18 protein-coding genes and 1 tRNA gene are annotated in these 16912 nt (G+C 62.1%); 5 read left to right on the plus strand and 14 right to left on the minus strand.

What is annotated here, in order from left to right; genetic code table 11:
• Positions 1 to 59: 59 nt before the first annotated feature.
• The 3 genes from QMX89_RS03570 to QMX89_RS03580 form a co-directional block, all read right to left on the minus strand.
• Entirely contained in the window at positions 60 to 374 is a 315-nt protein-coding gene (locus QMX89_RS03570; RefSeq protein ID WP_049860698.1) for a hypothetical protein, read from the minus strand.
• 103 nt (positions 375 to 477) lie between these two features.
• The gene (locus QMX89_RS03575; RefSeq protein ID WP_282346902.1) at positions 478 to 1059 is read right to left on the minus strand and encodes an AAA family ATPase; all 582 of its coding nucleotides are present in this window, start codon (positions 1057 to 1059) and stop codon (positions 478 to 480) included.
• Positions 1060 to 1358: 299 nt separating this feature from the next.
• A complete protein-coding gene (locus tag QMX89_RS03580; protein WP_282346904.1) occupies positions 1359 to 2798 on the minus strand; it encodes an NCS1 family nucleobase:cation symporter-1 in 1440 nt (479 codons plus the stop codon).
• Between the two features lie 304 nt (positions 2799 to 3102).
• Here QMX89_RS03580 and QMX89_RS03585 point away from each other — a divergent pair, with 304 nt between their 5' ends.
• Together QMX89_RS03585 and QMX89_RS03590 are read left to right on the plus strand one after the other, a co-directional pair.
• A complete protein-coding gene (locus tag QMX89_RS03585; protein WP_049860701.1) occupies positions 3103 to 3816 on the plus strand; it encodes a GntR family transcriptional regulator in 714 nt (237 codons plus the stop codon).
• A gap of 19 nt (positions 3817 to 3835) precedes the next feature.
• Positions 3836 to 4570, plus strand: coding sequence for an aspartate/glutamate racemase family protein (locus QMX89_RS03590; RefSeq protein WP_122741534.1), 735 nt, complete (start codon positions 3836 to 3838; stop codon positions 4568 to 4570).
• A gap of 124 nt (positions 4571 to 4694) precedes the next feature.
• Here QMX89_RS03590 and QMX89_RS03595 read toward each other — a convergent pair whose 3' ends face one another.
• The 4 genes from QMX89_RS03595 to QMX89_RS03610 all read right to left on the minus strand — a co-directional run bounded on the left by QMX89_RS03595 (position 4695) and on the right by QMX89_RS03610 (position 8732).
• On the minus strand, positions 4695 to 5717 hold the full coding sequence (locus QMX89_RS03595; protein ID WP_282346909.1) for a transketolase family protein: 1023 nt from the start codon (positions 5715 to 5717) through the stop codon (positions 4695 to 4697).
• Positions 5714 to 6562 carry a transketolase gene (locus QMX89_RS03600; protein WP_282346911.1) on the minus strand — a complete coding sequence of 283 codons (849 nt, stop codon included), beginning with the start codon at positions 6560 to 6562 and terminating at the stop codon, positions 5714 to 5716. Before QMX89_RS03600 ends, QMX89_RS03595 begins: the two co-directional genes overlap by 4 nt.
• 18 nt (positions 6563 to 6580) lie before the next feature.
• Positions 6581 to 7882 carry an MFS transporter gene (locus tag QMX89_RS03605; protein ID WP_049860705.1) on the minus strand — a complete coding sequence of 434 codons (1302 nt, stop codon included), beginning with the start codon at positions 7880 to 7882 and terminating at the stop codon, positions 6581 to 6583.
• Between the two features lie 100 nt (positions 7883 to 7982).
• Positions 7983 to 8732, minus strand: coding sequence for an SDR family NAD(P)-dependent oxidoreductase (locus QMX89_RS03610; RefSeq protein ID WP_049860706.1), 750 nt, complete (start codon positions 8730 to 8732; stop codon positions 7983 to 7985).
• A gap of 190 nt (positions 8733 to 8922) precedes the next feature.
• On the opposite strand from QMX89_RS03610, the gene QMX89_RS03615 reads away from it, so the two are divergent.
• Positions 8923 to 9840, plus strand: coding sequence for a LysR substrate-binding domain-containing protein (locus QMX89_RS03615; protein WP_090356655.1), 918 nt, complete (start codon positions 8923 to 8925; stop codon positions 9838 to 9840).
• 148 nt (positions 9841 to 9988) lie between these two features.
• On the opposite strand, the gene QMX89_RS03620 is transcribed toward QMX89_RS03615, so the two are convergent.
• The 3 genes from QMX89_RS03620 to QMX89_RS03630 form a co-directional block, all read right to left on the minus strand.
• Positions 9989 to 10062, minus strand: a tRNA-Gly gene (locus tag QMX89_RS03620).
• 165 nt (positions 10063 to 10227) lie between these two features.
• Positions 10228 to 10920, minus strand: coding sequence for a pseudouridine synthase (locus QMX89_RS03625; protein ID WP_282346918.1), 693 nt, complete (start codon positions 10918 to 10920; stop codon positions 10228 to 10230).
• Between the two features lie 7 nt (positions 10921 to 10927).
• Positions 10928 to 11152, minus strand: a complete 225-nt coding sequence (locus tag QMX89_RS03630; RefSeq protein WP_282346920.1) for a cysteine-rich CWC family protein — start codon at positions 11150 to 11152, stop codon at positions 10928 to 10930.
• A gap of 217 nt (positions 11153 to 11369) precedes the next feature.
• Between QMX89_RS03630 and QMX89_RS03635 the strand changes: the two genes are divergently transcribed.
• Positions 11370 to 11777, plus strand: coding sequence for a hypothetical protein (locus QMX89_RS03635; RefSeq protein WP_082223642.1), 408 nt, complete (start codon positions 11370 to 11372; stop codon positions 11775 to 11777).
• Positions 11778 to 11831: 54 nt separating this feature from the next.
• Here the strand turns inward: QMX89_RS03635 and QMX89_RS03640 are convergent, their stop codons facing one another.
• Positions 11832 to 12944, minus strand: a complete 1113-nt coding sequence (locus QMX89_RS03640) for an enoyl-CoA hydratase/isomerase family protein (protein ID WP_122741540.1) — start codon at positions 12942 to 12944, stop codon at positions 11832 to 11834.
• 157 nt (positions 12945 to 13101) lie between these two features.
• On the opposite strand from QMX89_RS03640, the gene ung reads away from it, so the two are divergent.
• Positions 13102 to 13788 (plus strand): uracil-DNA glycosylase, encoded by a 687-nt coding sequence (ung, locus tag QMX89_RS03645; RefSeq protein ID WP_056845130.1) that lies wholly within the window; start codon positions 13102 to 13104, stop codon positions 13786 to 13788.
• Here ung and QMX89_RS03650 read toward each other — a convergent pair.
• From QMX89_RS03650 to QMX89_RS03660, 3 genes are read right to left on the minus strand one after another with little or no spacing between them, the layout of a single operon-like run.
• Entirely contained in the window at positions 13785 to 14822 is a 1038-nt protein-coding gene (locus tag QMX89_RS03650; protein ID WP_282346928.1) for an AbrB family transcriptional regulator, read from the minus strand. The two genes, ung and QMX89_RS03650, sit on opposite strands and share 4 nt — an antisense overlap.
• Positions 14815 to 16329, minus strand: a complete 1515-nt coding sequence (locus tag QMX89_RS03655; protein WP_192065268.1) for a tripartite tricarboxylate transporter permease — start codon at positions 16327 to 16329, stop codon at positions 14815 to 14817. Before QMX89_RS03655 ends, QMX89_RS03650 begins: the two co-directional genes overlap by 8 nt.
• Position 16330: 1 nt before the next feature.
• On the minus strand, positions 16331 to 16789 hold the full coding sequence (locus QMX89_RS03660) for a tripartite tricarboxylate transporter TctB family protein (RefSeq protein WP_282346940.1): 459 nt from the start codon (positions 16787 to 16789) through the stop codon (positions 16331 to 16333).
• Positions 16790 to 16912: the final 123 nt, after the last annotated feature.

Below are 16912 nucleotides of genomic sequence, written 5' to 3' on the forward strand. Positions count from 1 at the left end.
CCTGTGCGTTACAGGAGCATGAGCGGGATTCGCGCCGCCGGGTGGGCTGGTGCGGGCGGTTATTTACCGGCGCCGGCGCCGTTGCCGCCACTGTTGCCTGAGCTGCCATCACCCTTGCTGGCGCCCATTGGAGTAGGGCCGCCGTCCGTGGTCCCGGCATCTGCGCCTTGGCTCATCGATCCGGATTTGCCATCGATGCCGGTGGCGTTGCCGCTGTCGGGCGATTTGTCGGTGCCAGGGATAACCTGACGACCCGACGGGGCTTCAGGTGTGGCGGTAGAGTTGGTGTCGTTCGACGCCGCAATCGCCGCGAACGACGAAGCCGATAGAAGACCGGCCAGAGCCAGCGAGGCGAGCTTTTTGCTAATCAACATGGTGCATCTCCGCAGTGAGAGGGGGGTACAAGCATTGGGCCATCGCATGGATCCCAACGTGCCCTCGAGGCGACGAGCGGCAGGTACGCCACAATGCTTCCGCTCAGCGATACAGACGATGAAACCCCGGTGGATGGCTTCTGGCGGTATCGATGGAAATGGGCTGACCCCGCTTGAGCCAGGCGTCCACGGTCTGGCCGAAAGTGTGATCGCTGCAGTCGCGCAGCAACATCAACGGAATGTGCAGATGCCGCGCCACGGCTCGTGCGCTCTCACGTTCCTGCTGTTGGAATAGCTCGACTTCGGTGGCGGAGGCGTGGCAGGCCGGTAACCGCTGGAGCACGGTCCCCGGCTCGCTTTCCAGCAGCAAGATCGCTCCCAGGGAAAGCCGCTCGAATGCCGTCACGTCAATGCCCAACGTGCGTGCTCGCTTGCCCATCAAGGCAACGTTGCCTTCCAGCAGCATCGATTTGCCGCTGGCGGCGATGCTGGTAGCGGCCAGTTCCAGTGCCTGGCGATTACGGTCGCGGTTGGTCGCATAGCGGTCATCGCTCCATTTCACGGACGCCAGCACCTGCCGGACCAAGCCTTTCGCGCTGCCGTGCAGCACCCCGCGACGGTGCGCATAGTGCTCGCAATGCCAGGTTTTACCGACCCCATGAATACCGGCTACCAGAATGATCATGATGGATATCCATATCAAGTAAGAGGTTATTACTACAAGGGGTCGGTTGCTGAAGCGTCAACAAGGGAATCAGAAATTTCTGATTGAGTTGGAGGATTTCTCAATTTGCCCTGGCATAACTTGCTGTTTCGTTGGCAAAAGCAGGCGTCAGGCAGGCTCAGAAGTCAGGACGCCGAGGAAGGTAATCTGTACTGGCGACTCTGGGCTATCTGCGTATTGTTTAAGTTTGTTGATTAATGTTCGACCTGTGGTGCAGGTACGCCGCTGCATTCACGGCAGATGACGTACCCTCTCCTGGGTCAGACGCCTGCCAGGCTCAACGAACGCACGTCCCGCCGTGCCAGCAGCCAGTAGAACCCGCCACCCAGGAAGCAGCCGGTGAACCAGGCGAAGTTGGCGATCGGTTTGAACCAGGGCACGAAGGTCACGACGATACCAATCAGCGTGGCCGCCAGCAGCGCCTTGATCGCCACCGGATTGAAGCCGTTGCTGTACCAGTAGCGCCCGGTGGGCGAGTCGTCGAACAGCGCTGCCACGTCGATCCGCTGTTGCTTGATGCAGTAGTAGTCCACCAACAGGATTCCGAACAGCGGGCCGATGAAGGTCGCCAGCACGTCGAGGGTGTAGTGGATCACTTCGGGGTTGTTGAACAGGTTCCATGGGGTGATGAAGATCGAGGCCACGGCGGCAATCATCCCGCCGGCGCGCCAGCTGATCTTGCTTGGCGCGCAGTTGGCGAAGTCGAAGGCGGGCGAGACGAAGTTGGCGACGATGTTGATGCCGATCGTTGCCGTGACGAAGGCAAAGGCGCCCAGCAACACTGCAACGTCATTGTCGATACGCGCCACTGTGGCGATCGGGTCGTGAAGCATCTCGCCGAACACCGGCAAGGTTCCTGATACGATCACCACGGTGACCAGCGAGAACGCCAGGAAATTCACCGGCAGACCCCAGAAGTTGCCGCGCCGCACGTCAGCCATGGTCCGGCAATAGCGGCTGAAGTCGCCAAAATTCAACGTGGGGCCCGAAAAGTACGAGACCACCAGAGCCGTCGCCATCACCACCTGGCCGAAGGCTTCCCAGCCGCTCAGGGATTTTTCCGCGAGGGTGAAGCTGATGTTGCTCCACCCTGCCTTCCAGACGATCCAGCCGGCAAGAATGAACATCGCCGCGTAGACCACCGGCCCGGCCCAGTCGATGAAACGTCGGATCGATTCCATGCCGGTCCAGAACACCGCCGCCTGCACGGCCCACAGGAACAGGAAGCCCATCCAGCCCAGGTACGACAGGCCGGCGAACTGCACCTGTGCGTAGCTTTCCATGCCCGGAAAGAAACGCAGCACCACAATGATCAGTGCGCTGGACGCCAGGTACGTCTGCACGCCGTACCAGGCGACCGCGATCAGGCCGCGAATCACCGCCGGAATGTTCGCGCCGAACACGCCGAACGCCAGGCGGCAAATCACCGGGTAGGGCACCGCCGCCTGTTGGCTGGGTTTGGCGACCAGGTTGGCGATCACCTGAATGATACCGATGCCCACCAGCAGTGCGATCAGCACCTGCCAACTGGCCAGGCCCAGGGCGAACAGGCTGGCAGCGAACACATAGCCGCCAACGCTGTGCACGTCGCTCATCCAGAAGGCAAAGATGTTGTACCAGTTCCACTTCTGTACTACCGGGCCCAGGTCTTCGTTGTACAAGCGAGGGCTGTAGCCCTTGGGTAGGTCGGGATTGTTCACGCACACGCTCCAGGGTCGTGGCCGCTCCGAGCATTGCATACGGGGGTCGGCGTTGTTGTATACGATCCATGGAGCAGGATGCGTGCCAGCGTGTATCGAAGCGTAAAACCAACGGGTTTACAGTGATGGCGCAGCCAGCGTCGTGCTTGCTTTGTAAATATCTTGTGCTGTTTTCGCGCATTTTCTGGCTGTGGAGGCCCGTATTGGTGCGGTTTGATGAATGCCGATCTTGGCCCGGGGCAAAGATGGCGAAGACAATTCAGTTTGTATACGATTGCCTCACGCGTATCCAGGAAACGATTTCGTGAATTCTCCCCTTTTTCTTGCCAACAGTTCCGATGGCTCTACGGCCGTCAGTCGTGATGAACACATTTATCAGGAGATCCTCGACGCCATCGTCGAGCACCGCCTGCAACCGGGCGTGCGCCTTCCCGAAGATGCCCTGGCCGAAGTGTTCAACGTCAGCCGCACGGGCATTCGCAAGGCCTTGCAGCGTCTGGCTTTGGAGCGTCTGGTCACCCTGCGGGCCAACCGTGGTGCGGAAGTGGCCCATCCCAGCGCCAAGGAGGCTCAGGATGTATTCGCCGCCCGGCAACTGATCGAGCCTGCGTTGATGCCGACCGTGGTCGCCCACGCCACGGCCGAACATTTCAAGCGGCTGCGAGAGCTCGCCGAGCAGGAGCATCAGGCGCAAGATCAGGGGCGGCATAGCCATGCCATTCAGCTCTCGGCGCGGTTTCACGTGCAGCTGTCGGTGGCCGCCGACAATCAGGTGCTCAGCGAGCAGATCGCCCAGTTGACCACGCGTTCGTCGCTGATCATCGCGGTGTACGGTTCGCGCCATAGCGTCGGTTGCGATTGTGGAGAGCACGTCGAGCTGATCGAGCTGCTCGAACGGGGAGAGGGCGCACTCGCGTCGAACTGGATGGCCCGACATCTGGCGAGCATTCGCGCCAGCCTCCAACTGGACGCCAAACCCGTGGCCGAGCCCGACTTCAAATCCATCTTCAAACGCTGATCCAGCTGCCGAGCCTTTCATGAAAATCCAGGTCATCAACCCCAACACCAGCTCGTCCATGACCGCCAGTATCGGCCGCGCCGCCAGTGCCGTCGCCGGTCGCGATACGCAGATCATCGCCTGCTGCCCGCAGGACGGCCCGGAATCGATCGAAGGCCATTTCGACGAAGCCATCGCGGCGGTCGGCGTGCTGGAAGAAGTGCGCAAGGGCGTGGCCGCCGGTTATGACGCGCATATCATCGCCTGCTTCGGCGACCCCGGCCTGCTGGCCGCCCGCGAACTGGCCCGCGGACCGGTGATCGGCATCGCCGAAGCCGCCTTTCATGTCGCCAGCCTGCTGTGCACTCGCTTCGCCGTGGTCACCACGCTCACCCGTACGCGCATCATCGCCGAGCACCTGCTGCGCAACTACGGCATGACCGAGCACTGCACCTCGGTGCGCTGCGTCGACATCCCCGTGCTGGAACTTGAAACCCTGGGCGACGAGGTATTGGTCGAGCGCATCGCCGAGCAGGCCCTGCAGGCCCGCGACCAGGAAGGCGCTGGTGCCATCGTGCTGGGTTGTGGCGGCATGGCCGACCTGCCTGCGCGGGTCAGCGAACGCGTCGGCCTGCCCGTGATCGATGGCGTGGCGGCGGCAGTCAAATTGGCGCAGGTGCTGGTGGAATTGGGGCTGGGGACGAGCAAGCACGGCGATTTGGCGTATCCGCTCGCTAAGCGGTTCAGTGGGCGGTTTGGGCATTTTGGGCAGTAGGTGCAGCGCGAAGCTGGAGGGGAGGCTGGGCGGCCCCTCGACCTCAACACTACGAATTGGAACTGCCTCTTTCAGCCGGTTCATTCCTTGAATCGGGGGCACGCAGCCCCCGACGATCAAGCCATCACAGCCAGCCTTTGATCCGAGCGCACACCGCCTGCGTGGAAATCCCGTAACGGTCGTGCAATGTCGGCAATGCACCGGCGTCGAGAAAGGCGTCGGGCAGGGCAATCTGCCGGAATGCGGGCGTCACGCCATTGCGCAGCAGGACAGTCGCCACCGCTTCGCCCAGACCACCGATGATGGAGTGGTTCTCCGCCGAGACTACCAGCCTGCCTGACTTACGCGCTTCCGCCAGAATGGTCTGTTCGTCCAGCGGCTTGATGGTCGGTACGTGCAGTACGGCAACATCGATGCCATCGGCCTGAAGTGCCTGGGCAGCCTCCAAGGCTCGCATGGTCATCAAGCCGGTCGAGATGATCAGCACGTCATTGCCCGTGCGCAGGGTCTTGGCTTTGCCAATCTCGAAGGTGTAGCCATATTCGTCCAGTACCAGCGGAACGTTGCCGCGCAGCAGACGCATGTACACCGGCCCGTTGTGAGCGGCGATGGCAGGAACGGCCTGCTCGATTTCGAGCGCATCGCAGGGGTCGACAATCATCAGATTCGGCATCGCGCGGAAGATGGCCAAATCATCGGTGGCTTGATGGCTCGGGCCATAGCCGGTCGTAAGCCCCGGCAACCCACAGACGATCTTGACGTTGAGATTCTCCTCGGCGATGGCCATGCAGATGAAATCATAGGCACGGCGCGAGGCGAACACCGCATAGGTCGTGGCGAAGGGAACAAAGCCTTCGCGCGCCATGCCTGCAGCGGCACTCATCAACAGCTGTTCAGCCATGCCCATCTGGTAGAACCGATCGGGGTGTGCCTGGGCGAAGATATGCAGGTCGGTGTACTTGGCCAGATCGGCGGACAGGCCAACGATATCCGGCCGCTCTGCAGCCAGGGCCGCCAGTGCATGGCCAAAAGGTGCCGACCGGGTTGCCTGACCTTCAGAAGCGATCGAGGCGATCATTGCCGAGGTCGTGAGTTTCTTTTTGGCGGCCGCGGGCGCCTGGGCAGTGTCGTTCTTGAAGTCGTTCATACAGTGTCCCCTTCTTCGAGGTGGTTCAAGGCCAGGTTCCATTCATGCTCATCCACGCGAATGAAGTGGGCCTTCTCCCGGGTTTCCAGGAACGGCACGCCTCTACCCATTCTGGTATCGCAGATGATCACCCGCGGTTGCGTGCCGCCATGACTGCGCGCGGCATCGAAGGCCTTGACCAGCGCGTCCAGATCATTGCCATCCACACGCTGGGTGAACCAGCCAAACGCCTGCCAACGGTCAACGATGGGTTCGAAGGCCAGCACTTCGCTGGAGCGGCCATCGGCCTGTTGGTTGTTGACGTCCACGATGGCGATCAGATTATCGAGCTTCCAGTGAGAGGCCGACATCACCGCTTCCCAGGTCGACCCTTCGTTCAGTTCGCCGTCGGACAGCAGGTTGTAGACGAACGACTCGGAACCCTTGCGCTTGAGCCCCAGGCACGCGCCCACGGCGATACCCAGACCTTGGCCCAGCGAGCCGCCGGTGATTTCCATTCCCGGGGTGTAGGTCGCCATGCCCGACATCGGCAGGCGGCTGTCATCGGAGCCGTAGGTGTCGAGCTCGTCCAGCGGGATGATTTCGGCTTCGATCAGGGCCGCGTACAGCGCGATGGCGTAGTGGCCAATGGAGAGGTAGAAGCGGTCACGCTGTTCCCATTCGGGGTCATGGGGCTTGTAATTCAGCGCGTGAAAGTAGGCCACAGCGAGCAAGTCAGCCGCCCCCAGCGCCTGACCAACGTAGCCTTGGCCTTGAACCTGGCCCATACGCAGCGCATGACGACGGATGTTGAGGGCGCGTTGTGCCAGTGATGTTTCAGAAACCTTGGATGAAATAGCAGTCATTGCACGTACTCCGTTGACTCAACGATTGACCGAAGCGGCGGGGATTCGCAGTACCAGGCACGCACCGATGCACAGCACGCCGGTGATGAGGTACATCCCTATCGCGCTCGACCCTGTGGTCGTGGTGATCCAGCCAATCAGGTAGGGCGAGCAGAAGCCGGCGAGGTTGGCGAAGCTGTTGATGCCGGCAATTCCCGCAGCGGCTGAGACCCCGCCCAGCAGCGTGGTCGGCAGCATCCAGAACAGCGAAGAGGCAGACAGAACCCCGGCCGCCGCCAGGCAGAGACTCAGTACCGAGATGACCAGGTTCGCGCCGAAGAGGGCCGCCAACGTAAGGCCCAAGGCACCCGCGATCATGGGCGCAATCAGGTGCCAGCGACGTTCGCGGTGCTTGTCGCCACTTCGGCCCATCAGCAACATGGCCACGATGGCGCACATGTAGGGCAGGCTGGTGACCAGGCCAATGTGCAGCGGGTCGGAAACCCCGGCGTTGCGAATCAAGGTCGGTAGCCAGAAGGTGATCGCGTATTGACCCATCACCACACAGAAGTAGATGCAGGCCAGCATCCACAGGCGACGATCGCGCAGGAAATCGCGGACCGAACCGTGAGTGACCTTACGGCTGTTGTCTTCCGCCAGTTCCTTGTTCACCAGCTCCTTTTCGTCATCGGTCAGCCAGGTGGCCTGGTGCACGCCATCCTTGAGATACGCCAGGACCATCAGGCCGACGATCACCGTCGGAATGGCCTCGATGACGAACATCCACTGCCATCCGGCCCAACCGTGAAAGCCGGCGAATTTGGCCATGATCAGGCCGGAAAGAGGGCCGCCGATCATGCCCGAAAGTGGAATCGCGATGAACCAGAGCACCGTCATCCTGGCCCGGCGATACGAGGGGAACCAGTACGTGAGATAGAGCAGCAAACCCGGCGCCAGGCCGGCTTCGGCGATGCCCAGCAGGAAGCGCAGCACATAGAATTGCCACGCCGTTTCCACGAAGGCGAACAGGGCGGAGATGATGCCCCACGAGATCATGATGCGGGCGATCCATCGGCGCGCGCCCACTTTGTGCAGAATCAGATTGCTGGGCACTTCGCAGAGGAAATAGCCGAGAAAGAACATCCCGGCACCGAGGCCGTACACGGTTTCACTCAGCGACAAGTCGCTCATCATCTGCAGTTTGGCGAAGCCCACGTTGACGCGATCCAGATACGCGCACAGGTAGCACAGCATCAGGAACGGCATCAGTCGCCAGGCGGTTTTGCGATAAGCATTCGAGCGCACGGTCGAAACCGCTTCGAGCGTCATGGAAGTTATCATGATTGTCCGATCTCTTGTTTTTATAGACGGCCAGGCGCTGTGGCCTGGCGTGCCATCGATCTAGAACACCACGGGTCACTGTCGACCCGGTTACCTTTCTTCAGTGGATCAGCATGCCGCCATTGACATCCAGCGTGATGCCGGTGAGGTATGAAGACAGATCGCTGGCCAGAAACAGCGCAGCGTTGGCGACATCCTGAGCCGCGCCCAGACGACCCAGCGGAATGCCGTCGATGATCGCGTGGCGACGCTCGTCCTGCATCAGGCCTCCAGTGATATCGGTATGGATCAGGCCGGGAGCGATGGAGTTGACACGGATATTGTCCGGGCCCAATTCCCTGGCCATCGCCTTGCCAAGGCCCAGTACGCCCGCCTTGGCGGCGCTGTAGTGTGGCCCGCCGAAGATGCCACCGCCACGTTGAGCCGATACCGACGACATGCAGACGATGCTGCCGCAAGCCTGGCTTTTCATGACCGGAATGACGGCCTGCGACATGAGCAAGGTGCCGCGCAGGCTCACATCCAGCACTTTGTCGTAGTCGGAAGGGCGGATATCGAGGGTCTTGATCGGCTGGGTGATGCCGGCGTTGTTGACCAGAATGTCTATTCGACCGAACTGCGCGATGACCTTGTCCACGGCCTGTTTGACCTGGTGTTCGTCCGCGACGTTGGCGGCCAGACCCAGATGGCCTTCACCCAACGCCGAAGCGGCATCGCGCGCGGCAGACTCATCCAGATCCACGATGACGACATGGGCACCCTGCTGGGCGAACGTGATGGCGGTGGCCCGACCAATTCCGCGTTCGGATGCAGCACCGGTGATGATTGCGACTTTGCCTTGAAGAAGCATGGGGAAATTCCTGTCATTGTTTTTATGATTCGATTCGGGAATCGATGACTCAGGGTGTTCCGCCCACGCACTGGCAGCAATATGGCAAACCTCACTGCTGGCTGAGAAAAATTCACCTCTCGTCAGCAGACCCACGGAATGCTTGAATGAGACTCGCCCATAACATCTCAACAACAAGAGCCGAGTACTTATGCGCCTTCACGACAGTGCGCCCCGGGACCTGCCACCGCTGAGGGCCATTCAAGCCTTCGAGCAGACGGCCCGCTTTGGCAATCTCGCCAGGGCAGCCGAAGTATTGAACCTGACACCCTCAGCCGTGAGCCATCAGTTGGCGAATCTGGAAGCGATGATCGGCCGCCAGCTGTTCGTGCGCGCCGCCCGTGGCGTCACCCTCACCCCGGTGGGCGAGCAGTACCTGAAGGATATTTCCGGCTTGTTGCACAGCCTCGAAGTGGCAACCGAAAGAGCCGCCAGTGACGTGAGTCTCGACTGCCTGCGACTGCACTCGTCGCCAAGCTTCGGCCTGCTTTGGCTGATGCCGCGCCTGGAAGCATTCCGCGTGAGTCATCCCGATATCCAGATCAACCTGTCGTGTTCCTACGAGTCACTGCACTTCAGCCGGGACAAGATCGACGTCGACATACGCCACGGCCTGCCCAACTGGCCCAGCTACGAAGTGCGAACGGTGCGCAACGAAGCCTTTGCAGTGCTGGCCTCTCCACAGTTATTGGCAAAACGCCCAGTCGCCAGCGCGAGTGATTTGTTGAACAAGGAGTTGATCCTCTCGGAGGCAACGCTGCTCAAATGGCCCGAATGGTTCGCCCAGCACGGTCTGGCCCGCCCCGAACATCCCTATGCGCTGAGCTTCGATCGTTCCTACATGACACTGGAAGCTGCCAGCCACGGCCTTGGGTTCGCACTGGAAAGCACGCTGCTGGCACAGAAATACCTGGCGTCGGGCGCACTCGTGGAAGTGGCCCCTGAAGCGCTCAGTGCCGCGGTTGCCGCTCACCACTTGGTGTTTCCCAAAGCCCACTCGTCCTTTCCCAGGGTCAGACGGTTTCTGACGTGGATGGAGGGGGAGATGGGGCATCGGTTTGTGTTTTGATGCTTTGTTTGTGAGTGGCGGATTGAGGGTGAGGGAGCGCGTAGGAGACTTAGTAGTGCTGTCGGTTCCTGCGGGTCGAGCAGATTAGGGGTGTAGGCGCCAGTAGGCGTGGCAGGGGAGTTGGAGTGCTTGGAGGATCATGAAAAACTGGAGCGGGTAGAGGGAATCGAACCCTCAACTAAAGCTTGGGAAGCTTTCGTTTTGCCACTAAACTATACCCGCATGACGCCTTGTTTCCGTGCCGCCGGCCGTTCATTGCGAACCCGATTGCCAGCTTGGCCACCTCGGTGCGATGCGTCTTTCGACACCTGCTCCGGGCGGCTGACTTTGTACCAGAAGCGCCCTGCAATTTGAAGCGCTAATTTTCGTTTCTCTGCTCGATCCCCCTTAAACCAGACCGATTTCCTCCGCGCTCAGGCTGCGGTATTGGCCGGGTTGCAGGCTTTCGTCCAGCACCAGTTCGCCCATGCGTTCGCGGTGCAGTTTGACCACCTTGTTCTGGAAGTGCCCGAACATCCGCTTCACCTGATGGTAGCGCCCTTCGACGATGCTCAGGCGCGCCATGCGCGGGCCGAGGATGTCGAGGTGGGCGGGGAGGGTGGTGAGGTCTTCGAAGGCGAAGTAAATACCTTGCGCGAAGGTTTCGACGTAATGGGGTTCGATGACCTGCTCGGTTTCAACCCGGTAGACCTTGGGCAGCTTGGTGGTCGGTTGAGTGAGGCGGCGTGACCATTGCCCGTCGTTGGTCAGGATCATCAGCCCGGTGGTGTTGAAATCCAGTCGACCGGCAATGTGCAGTTGATCCTTGTCCGGCACTTCGATCAGGTCGAGGACGGTGCGGTGCTGCGGGTCCTGGGTGGCGCTGACGCAGCCGGGTGGTTTGTGCAGCATCAGGTAGCGGGCGGGATGGCCGGCTTGCAGCAGCTCCTGGTCGAATCGGACTTCGCTGAATTCGGTGACGGCGTGCATCGGGTCGCGTACCACGCGGCCGTCGACCTGGACGCGCCCTGCGATCAGGGCCAGGCGCACCTGTTTTCGGTTGAAACGTTCGAGATTGGAAAGAAATCGGTCCAGGCGCATGGCGGCGTTACGCCCTCGATGCCGACAGTTGCTCACTCACTTGAGCGCAGCGGGGGCACAGGCAGGCGGCGTTGCGCAGGCGCTCGGGCAAGGCCTGCAGTACCGCGGGGTCGATGCTCACCGAGTAGCACCAGCAGGACTGGGCGGCGGTCTTTGCATCGGCCAGGGTGCAGTCGTTGCGGCTTCCGCAGGCTGGGCAGAGCTGGCTGGCGAGTGAAGCGGGGTTGGTCATGGGAGATCCATGCAGCGATGAGTGCCCGCATTCTACGGCAGCATGGGACACGGCGGCGAATGACGCCGGCGGGCACCCTTGGATGAGGCTTTGTATCAATTTATTGCCGCGTGAAATGCAGCATCTTTCCGGGTGTCTTAGTTATGCCCAGAACCGTTGTTCCGGGTACCGACCAGTCGTGCTGGTTCGATCCCTCTCGCGGTCCAGGAGGCCGCTTATGTCCCTTAGAGCTCTTTTGATCGTGGTATTGGCCTTGTCGACAAGTGCCTGTGTGCCCTATGGAGGGGGAGGTTACTACCGCACCGAAGTCTACTCCGTGGACAGCGCGCCGCGTGCTGGCTACTACCCGTACAGCCAGCCCTACAGCAGCGGTTATTACGTGACGCCGGCGCCACGGTACTACGAAGGACCGCGTTACTACTCCGCGCCTCGTTACTACGCGGTACCGCCCCCGCGCTACTTCGGTCCACCGCCACCGAACTACCGGCCTGGATTCGGGCCAGGCCGCGGTCCCGATGCCAGGTGGCGTGACGGTCCGCCGCGCCATTACGGTCAGGATTGGAACCGCGGTCGAGGTCCGGACCGGGGTCCTGGTCGGGGCCCCGGCCGCGGCGGTCGGCACTAGCCTGCAACGGCGCCCTCAGGGGCGCCGTTTTTCGTTGTTACGGGCAGATCGACTTCAGTAGTCGCACAGGTCCGCCAATGGATGACGGCCCTCCCAGGCCTTGCCGAAATGCGCCTCGACCACCGCCTGCGGTACATGGTCGACGTCAGGCCAGTGCCAGTGCGGCTGGTTGTCCTTGTCGATCAGACGAGCGCGCACGCCTTCGCTGAATTCGGGATGGCGGCAGCAGTTCAGGCTCAGGCTGTATTCCATCTGGAACACCTGGGCCAGCGACAGGTGCCGAGCGCGGGCCAACTGGGCCCAGATCAGATGGGCCGTCAGTGGGCAGCCTTTTGCCAGGTTGCCGGCGGCCTTGGCCAGCAACGGGTCGTCGTGCTGCTGCCATTGCACCAGCGCGTGCCAGGCCGCTGGCGCGTCGCTGACATCCAATTGCGCGTCAATGGCCGCGCGGCGCGGTAGCCATTGCGCGGCGGGCACGGTGTCGCGCGCATCGTGTTCGAGGGCCTTGAGCAGGCTGTTCAACTGCATGGCGGTCTGCTCCTGCCAGTTGAGCTGCAGCAGGCCGTCGAGCAAGTCTTCGTATTGGTCATCGCGCAGGCAGCGGTCGGCCAGGTCCAGGTCCAGAGCGTCGCGCGCGTTGATCTGCGCGCCGGTCAGGCCCAGGAACAGGCCGAGCTTGCCTGGCATGCGTGACAGGAACGTGCTGGCACCGACGTCCGGGTACAGGCCGATGGTGATCTCCGGCATGGCCAGGCGGCTGCTGGGCGTGACGATGCGGATGCTCGAGGCCTGCAGCAGGCCCATGCCGCCGCCCAGTACATAGCCGTGGCCCCAGCAGATCACCGGTTTGGGGTAGGTGTGCAGGCGGTAGTCGAAGCGGTATTCGGCAGCGAAGAAGCGCGCGGCCAGGTCAGGCACTTCGCCGGGGTGCGCTCGGCAGGCCTGTACCAGGCTGCGCACATCGCCACCGGCGCAGAAGGCTTTTTCGCCCTCACCGCGCAGCACGACGCACACCACGCGATCGTCCTGCGCCCAGGCATCGAATTTTCCCGCGAGCGCTTCGAGCATCGGCAAGGTCAGAGCATTGAGCGTCTTCTCCGCATTCAGGGAGACGACGCCGATACGTGCGCCATTGCCGGCGCTGAGTTCTTCGAAATTCAAATCCATCCTGACCTCGCATCGAAAGGGCGGTGGCGGGGGGACGAAGACCGCAAATGGCCAACGTAGGGTTGCAGTGCGCGATTGTGTCTGGATTTGACTTTCCGGGTTCGCTTTCCTACCGTCCGCCCACTGATTTCTGCTGCCTACTGATTTCTGGTGATAAATGAGTACAGACGACCGCATCAAACTCGAGCCTAGCTGGAAAGCTGCACTGCGTGAGGAATTCGACAAGCCCTATATGGCGCAGTTGCGCGAATTTCTGCGCGAGGAGCATGCGCAGGGCAAGGAGATCTATCCGCCCGGGCCGATGATTTTCAACGCGCTGAACACCACGCCGCTGGATCAGGTGAAAGTCGTCATCCTCGGTCAGGATCCCTATCACGGTCCGGGCCAGGCCCATGGCCTGTGCTTTTCGGTGCAGCCGGGCATTCCCACGCCGCCGTCGCTGGTGAACATCTACAAAGAGCTCAAGCGCGACCTTAACATCGACATTCCCAAGCACGGCTATCTGCAAAGCTGGGCGGAGCAGGGTGTGTTGCTGCTCAACACCACCATGACGGTGGAGCGGGCGAATGCCGCCTCCCACGCCAAGAAAGGCTGGCAGCCGTTCACCGACCGCATCATTGAAGTGGTCAGCGAGCATCAGTCCAGCGTGGTTTTCATGCTCTGGGGCGCCCATGCGCAGAGCAAGCAGAAGCTGATCGACAACAGCAAGCACCTGGTGCTGACGTCCGTGCACCCTTCGCCGTTGTCGGCGCACAAGGGCTTCATCGGCAACGGCCATTTCAGCCGCGCCAACAAGTTCCTGGAACAGAACGGCCTGACCCCCATCGACTGGCGCCTGCCCTAGGACACCGGTCGACGTTTCTGCCACTGGCGAAACAGCGGCTCGGCCAGAAACAGCACGAACAGCAGACGCATCACCTGCATCGCCGTCACCAGCGGGACCGACAGTTGCAGCACCTCGGCGGTCAGGCTCATCTCGGCGATGCCGCCGGGCATCATGCCCAACGTCAGCGAGCGCAGGTCCAGATGGGTCAGGGCGCTCAGGGCCAGCGCGCAGCCCGCAGCAATGGCCATGGTCAGGGCGGTGCTGACCAGCGTGCGAGCCAGGAACGATGGTGCTCGACGGAAGAACGCTCGGTTGAAGTGGCAGCCCAGGCCGCTGCCGATCAGCCACTGGCCGATCTGGCTGCCGCCGTCGGGCAGGCCGATGTGCAAGTCGAAACTCACGCTCATGGCGGCACTCACCAGCAGGGGGCCGAACAGCCAGGGGTTGGGCTGGTCCAGGCGTTGCCAGATCCAGGCGGCCAGGCCCGCGAGCGGGAAAATCAGCGCCAGCCAGGCCCAGTCGACGGCGCCCTCGTGGCTGATCGGCGTGCCTTCGCCGAGCAGGAACTTGAACAGCGCCGGCACGCACAGCACCACCGCCAGCACCCGCAGGCTTTGCCCGGCCGCGACGCGGCTGAGGTCGGCGCCATTGCGCGCGCCCAGGTTGACCATCTCGCCGGACCCGCCCGGCATGCTCGAAAAGAAAGCCGTAGGCCGGTCTTCACCGGTGCGCAGCATCAGCCACACGCCTACGGCACTGGACACACTGGTGATCAGCGCACCAAAAAAAATCGGGCCGAAATGGCCCGCGACCTGTTCCATCACCAACGGGGTGAAGTGCAGGCCAATCCCTATGCCGACGATCCATTGGCCGAGCTTGCGGCCGTTGGGTATTTCCGCCAGTTGCCAGGGTGTCAGGCAGCGCACCAGGATGATCGCCAGCAACGAGCCGATCATCCACGGCAATGGCCAACCGATCAGGCTGGCGAGGTAACCGCCAGCCAGACCGACGAAGGGTGTACCCCACCAGCTGTGCAGGAACCGATCAAGCATCGGCAGCGGCACGACGCAGGGCGGCACGTTTGCGCCAGATGCGAACCACGGGCAACAGCAGCATCAGAACGGTCAGGACCCAGACACCGGCGGTGATCGGGCTGCCCCAGAGAATCTGCAGCTCACCGTTGGAGATCGACAGCGCACGGCGCAGGTTCTGCTCCATCAGGCCGCCCAGGATGAACCCGAGCAGGACTGGCGACAGCGGGAAGTCCAGCTTGCGAAGGATGTAGCCGAAGATGCCGATGCCGATCATCAGGAACAGGTCGAAGGTCGTCGCGTGCACGGCGTAGACGCCGATCCCGGTGATGATGGCGATCACCGGCACCAGTGCCCAGTTTGGCACGGCGAGGATCTTGGTGAAGATGCGGATCATCGGGATGTTCAGGATCACCAGCATGATGTTGGCGATGAACAGCGAAGCGATCAGGCCCCAGACGATGTCCGGCTGCTGTTGGAACAACAGTGGGCCGGGCGTGATGTTGTACAGCGACAGGGCGCCGATCATCACCGCGGTGGTGCCCGAACCCGGTACGCCCAGGGTCAGCATCGGCACCAGCGCGCCACAGGCGGTGGCGCCGATGGCGGTTTCCGGGGCGGCCAGGCCGCGCTTGTCACCCTGGCCGAACTTGCCGTTGGCACCGGCCAGGCGTTTCTCGGTGGTATAGGCCACGGCGCTGGCCAGGGTCGCACCGGCACCGGGCAGTACGCCCATGATGAAGCCCAGCACGCCGCAGCGGATGTTCACCCAGAACACCGAAGCGGCCTCCTTGAGGTTGAACATCATGCGCCCGGTGGCGGTGACGGCCACGCTGCCATGGTGAGTCTTTTCCAGCAGCAGGAGGATCTCGCTGATCGAGAACAGGCCCAGCACCAGCACGACGAACTGAATACCGTCGGCCAGGTGGATGTTGTCGCCGGTGAAGCGGTACACACCGCTGTTGGCGTCGATACCGACACTGGACAGGAACAGGCCGATCAACGCCGCGATGAACGTCTTCAGCGGCCGGTCACCGGCCATGCCGCCCAGGCAGACGATGGCGAACACCATCAGCACGAAATACTCCGCCGGGCCGAAGGCGATTGCCCATTTGGCCAGGATCGGAGCAAACATGACCATGCCGCAGGTGGCGATGAACGCACCGATGAACGAGCTCCAGGCGGACAGCGAGAGCGCCACGCCGGCCAGGCCCTGACGGGCCATCGGGTAGCCGTCCAGGGTGGTCATCACGGTCGAGGCTTCGCCGGGAATGTTGAGCAGGATCGAACTGATGCGGCCGCCGTATTCGCAGCCCAGGTACACCGCCGCCAGCAGGATCAGCGCCGATTCCGGCGGCAGGCCCAGGGCGAAGGCGATCGGGATCAGCAGGGCCACGCCGTTGATCGGCCCCAGGCCCGGCAGCAGGCCGACCACGGTGCCGATCAGGGTGCCCGACAGGGCGGTGACGAGGTTGTAAGGGGTCAGTGCAACGCCGAAGCCCTGACCCAGGTAGCCAAGAGTATCCATGTCAGTTCTCCAGAACGCTGAGCAGACCCAGGGGCAGCGGCACGTCCATGACTTTGTCGAAAAGCACGTACAGGCCGATGCTCATCAAGGTGATGATGATCACGCTGGGCACCCCACGGCCGCCATACAGCAGGGCCATCGGGATGCCGATCAATACGCTGCTGAGAATGAAGCCCAGCGGCTCGAACAGCCCGGCGAACACCAGCAGCAGGCCGATGCACATGGCGATCTTCTTCAAGGTCGGGCGATCCAGCGGCGGCTCTTCCTCGCTGTGCACGATCGGGGTAGGACGAAACACCAGGTAGAGCAGCGCCAGGCTCATCAGGCCGAGCATCAGCAGCGGGTAGGCACGTGGGCCGACCGGCTCATAGGAAAAGGGCGCCTGATACGGCCAGGCCATCAGCGCCAGACCGGCACAGACGAGCAGCAACAGCAGGGCGAAAAGCCGTTGAACGATCATGATCATGGTCATGTTCCTTCGTGAAGAGTGAAGGTGGTGGTATCAGGGACAAAGCCTTCGCGGGCAGAGACCCGCTCCCACAGGTCTGCACATTCTGAAACCTTGTGGGAGCGGGTCTCTGCC

The organism is Pseudomonas sp. PS01301, assembly GCF_029960215.1.
In the GTDB taxonomy this organism is placed as follows: Bacteria; Pseudomonadota; Gammaproteobacteria; order Pseudomonadales; family Pseudomonadaceae; genus Aquipseudomonas; species Aquipseudomonas coleopterorum.

Coding starts and splice junctions, on each gene's coding strand:
- QMX89_RS03570 (WP_049860698.1), bottom strand. CDS start 374: ATGTTGATTAGCAAAAAGCTCGCCTCGCTGGCTCTGGCCGGTCTTCTA.
- QMX89_RS03575 (WP_282346902.1), bottom strand. CDS start 1,059: ATGATCATTCTGGTAGCCGGTATTCATGGGGTCGGTAAAACCTGGCAT.
- QMX89_RS03590 (WP_122741534.1), top strand. CDS start 3,836: ATGAAAATCCAGGTCATCAACCCCAACACCAGCTCGTCCATGACCGCC.
- QMX89_RS03595 (WP_282346909.1), bottom strand. CDS start 5,717: ATGAACGACTTCAAGAACGACACTGCCCAGGCGCCCGCGGCCGCCAAA.
- QMX89_RS03600 (WP_282346911.1), bottom strand. CDS start 6,562: ATGACTGCTATTTCATCCAAGGTTTCTGAAACATCACTGGCACAACGC.
- QMX89_RS03605 (WP_049860705.1), bottom strand. CDS start 7,882: ATGATAACTTCCATGACGCTCGAAGCGGTTTCGACCGTGCGCTCGAAT.
- QMX89_RS03610 (WP_049860706.1), bottom strand. CDS start 8,732: ATGCTTCTTCAAGGCAAAGTCGCAATCATCACCGGTGCTGCATCCGAA.
- QMX89_RS03615 (WP_090356655.1), top strand. CDS start 8,923: ATGCGCCTTCACGACAGTGCGCCCCGGGACCTGCCACCGCTGAGGGCC.
- QMX89_RS03625 (WP_282346918.1), bottom strand. CDS start 10,920: ATGCGCCTGGACCGATTTCTTTCCAATCTCGAACGTTTCAACCGAAAA.
- QMX89_RS03630 (WP_282346920.1), bottom strand. CDS start 11,152: ATGACCAACCCCGCTTCACTCGCCAGCCAGCTCTGCCCAGCCTGCGGA.
- QMX89_RS03635 (WP_082223642.1), top strand. CDS start 11,370: ATGTCCCTTAGAGCTCTTTTGATCGTGGTATTGGCCTTGTCGACAAGT.
- QMX89_RS03640 (WP_122741540.1), bottom strand. CDS start 12,944: ATGGATTTGAATTTCGAAGAACTCAGCGCCGGCAATGGCGCACGTATC.
- ung (WP_056845130.1), top strand. CDS start 13,102: ATGAGTACAGACGACCGCATCAAACTCGAGCCTAGCTGGAAAGCTGCA.
- QMX89_RS03650 (WP_282346928.1), bottom strand. CDS start 14,822: ATGCTTGATCGGTTCCTGCACAGCTGGTGGGGTACACCCTTCGTCGGT.
- QMX89_RS03655 (WP_192065268.1), bottom strand. CDS start 16,329: ATGGATACTCTTGGCTACCTGGGTCAGGGCTTCGGCGTTGCACTGACC.
- QMX89_RS03660 (WP_282346940.1), bottom strand. CDS start 16,789: ATGATCGTTCAACGGCTTTTCGCCCTGCTGTTGCTGCTCGTCTGTGCC.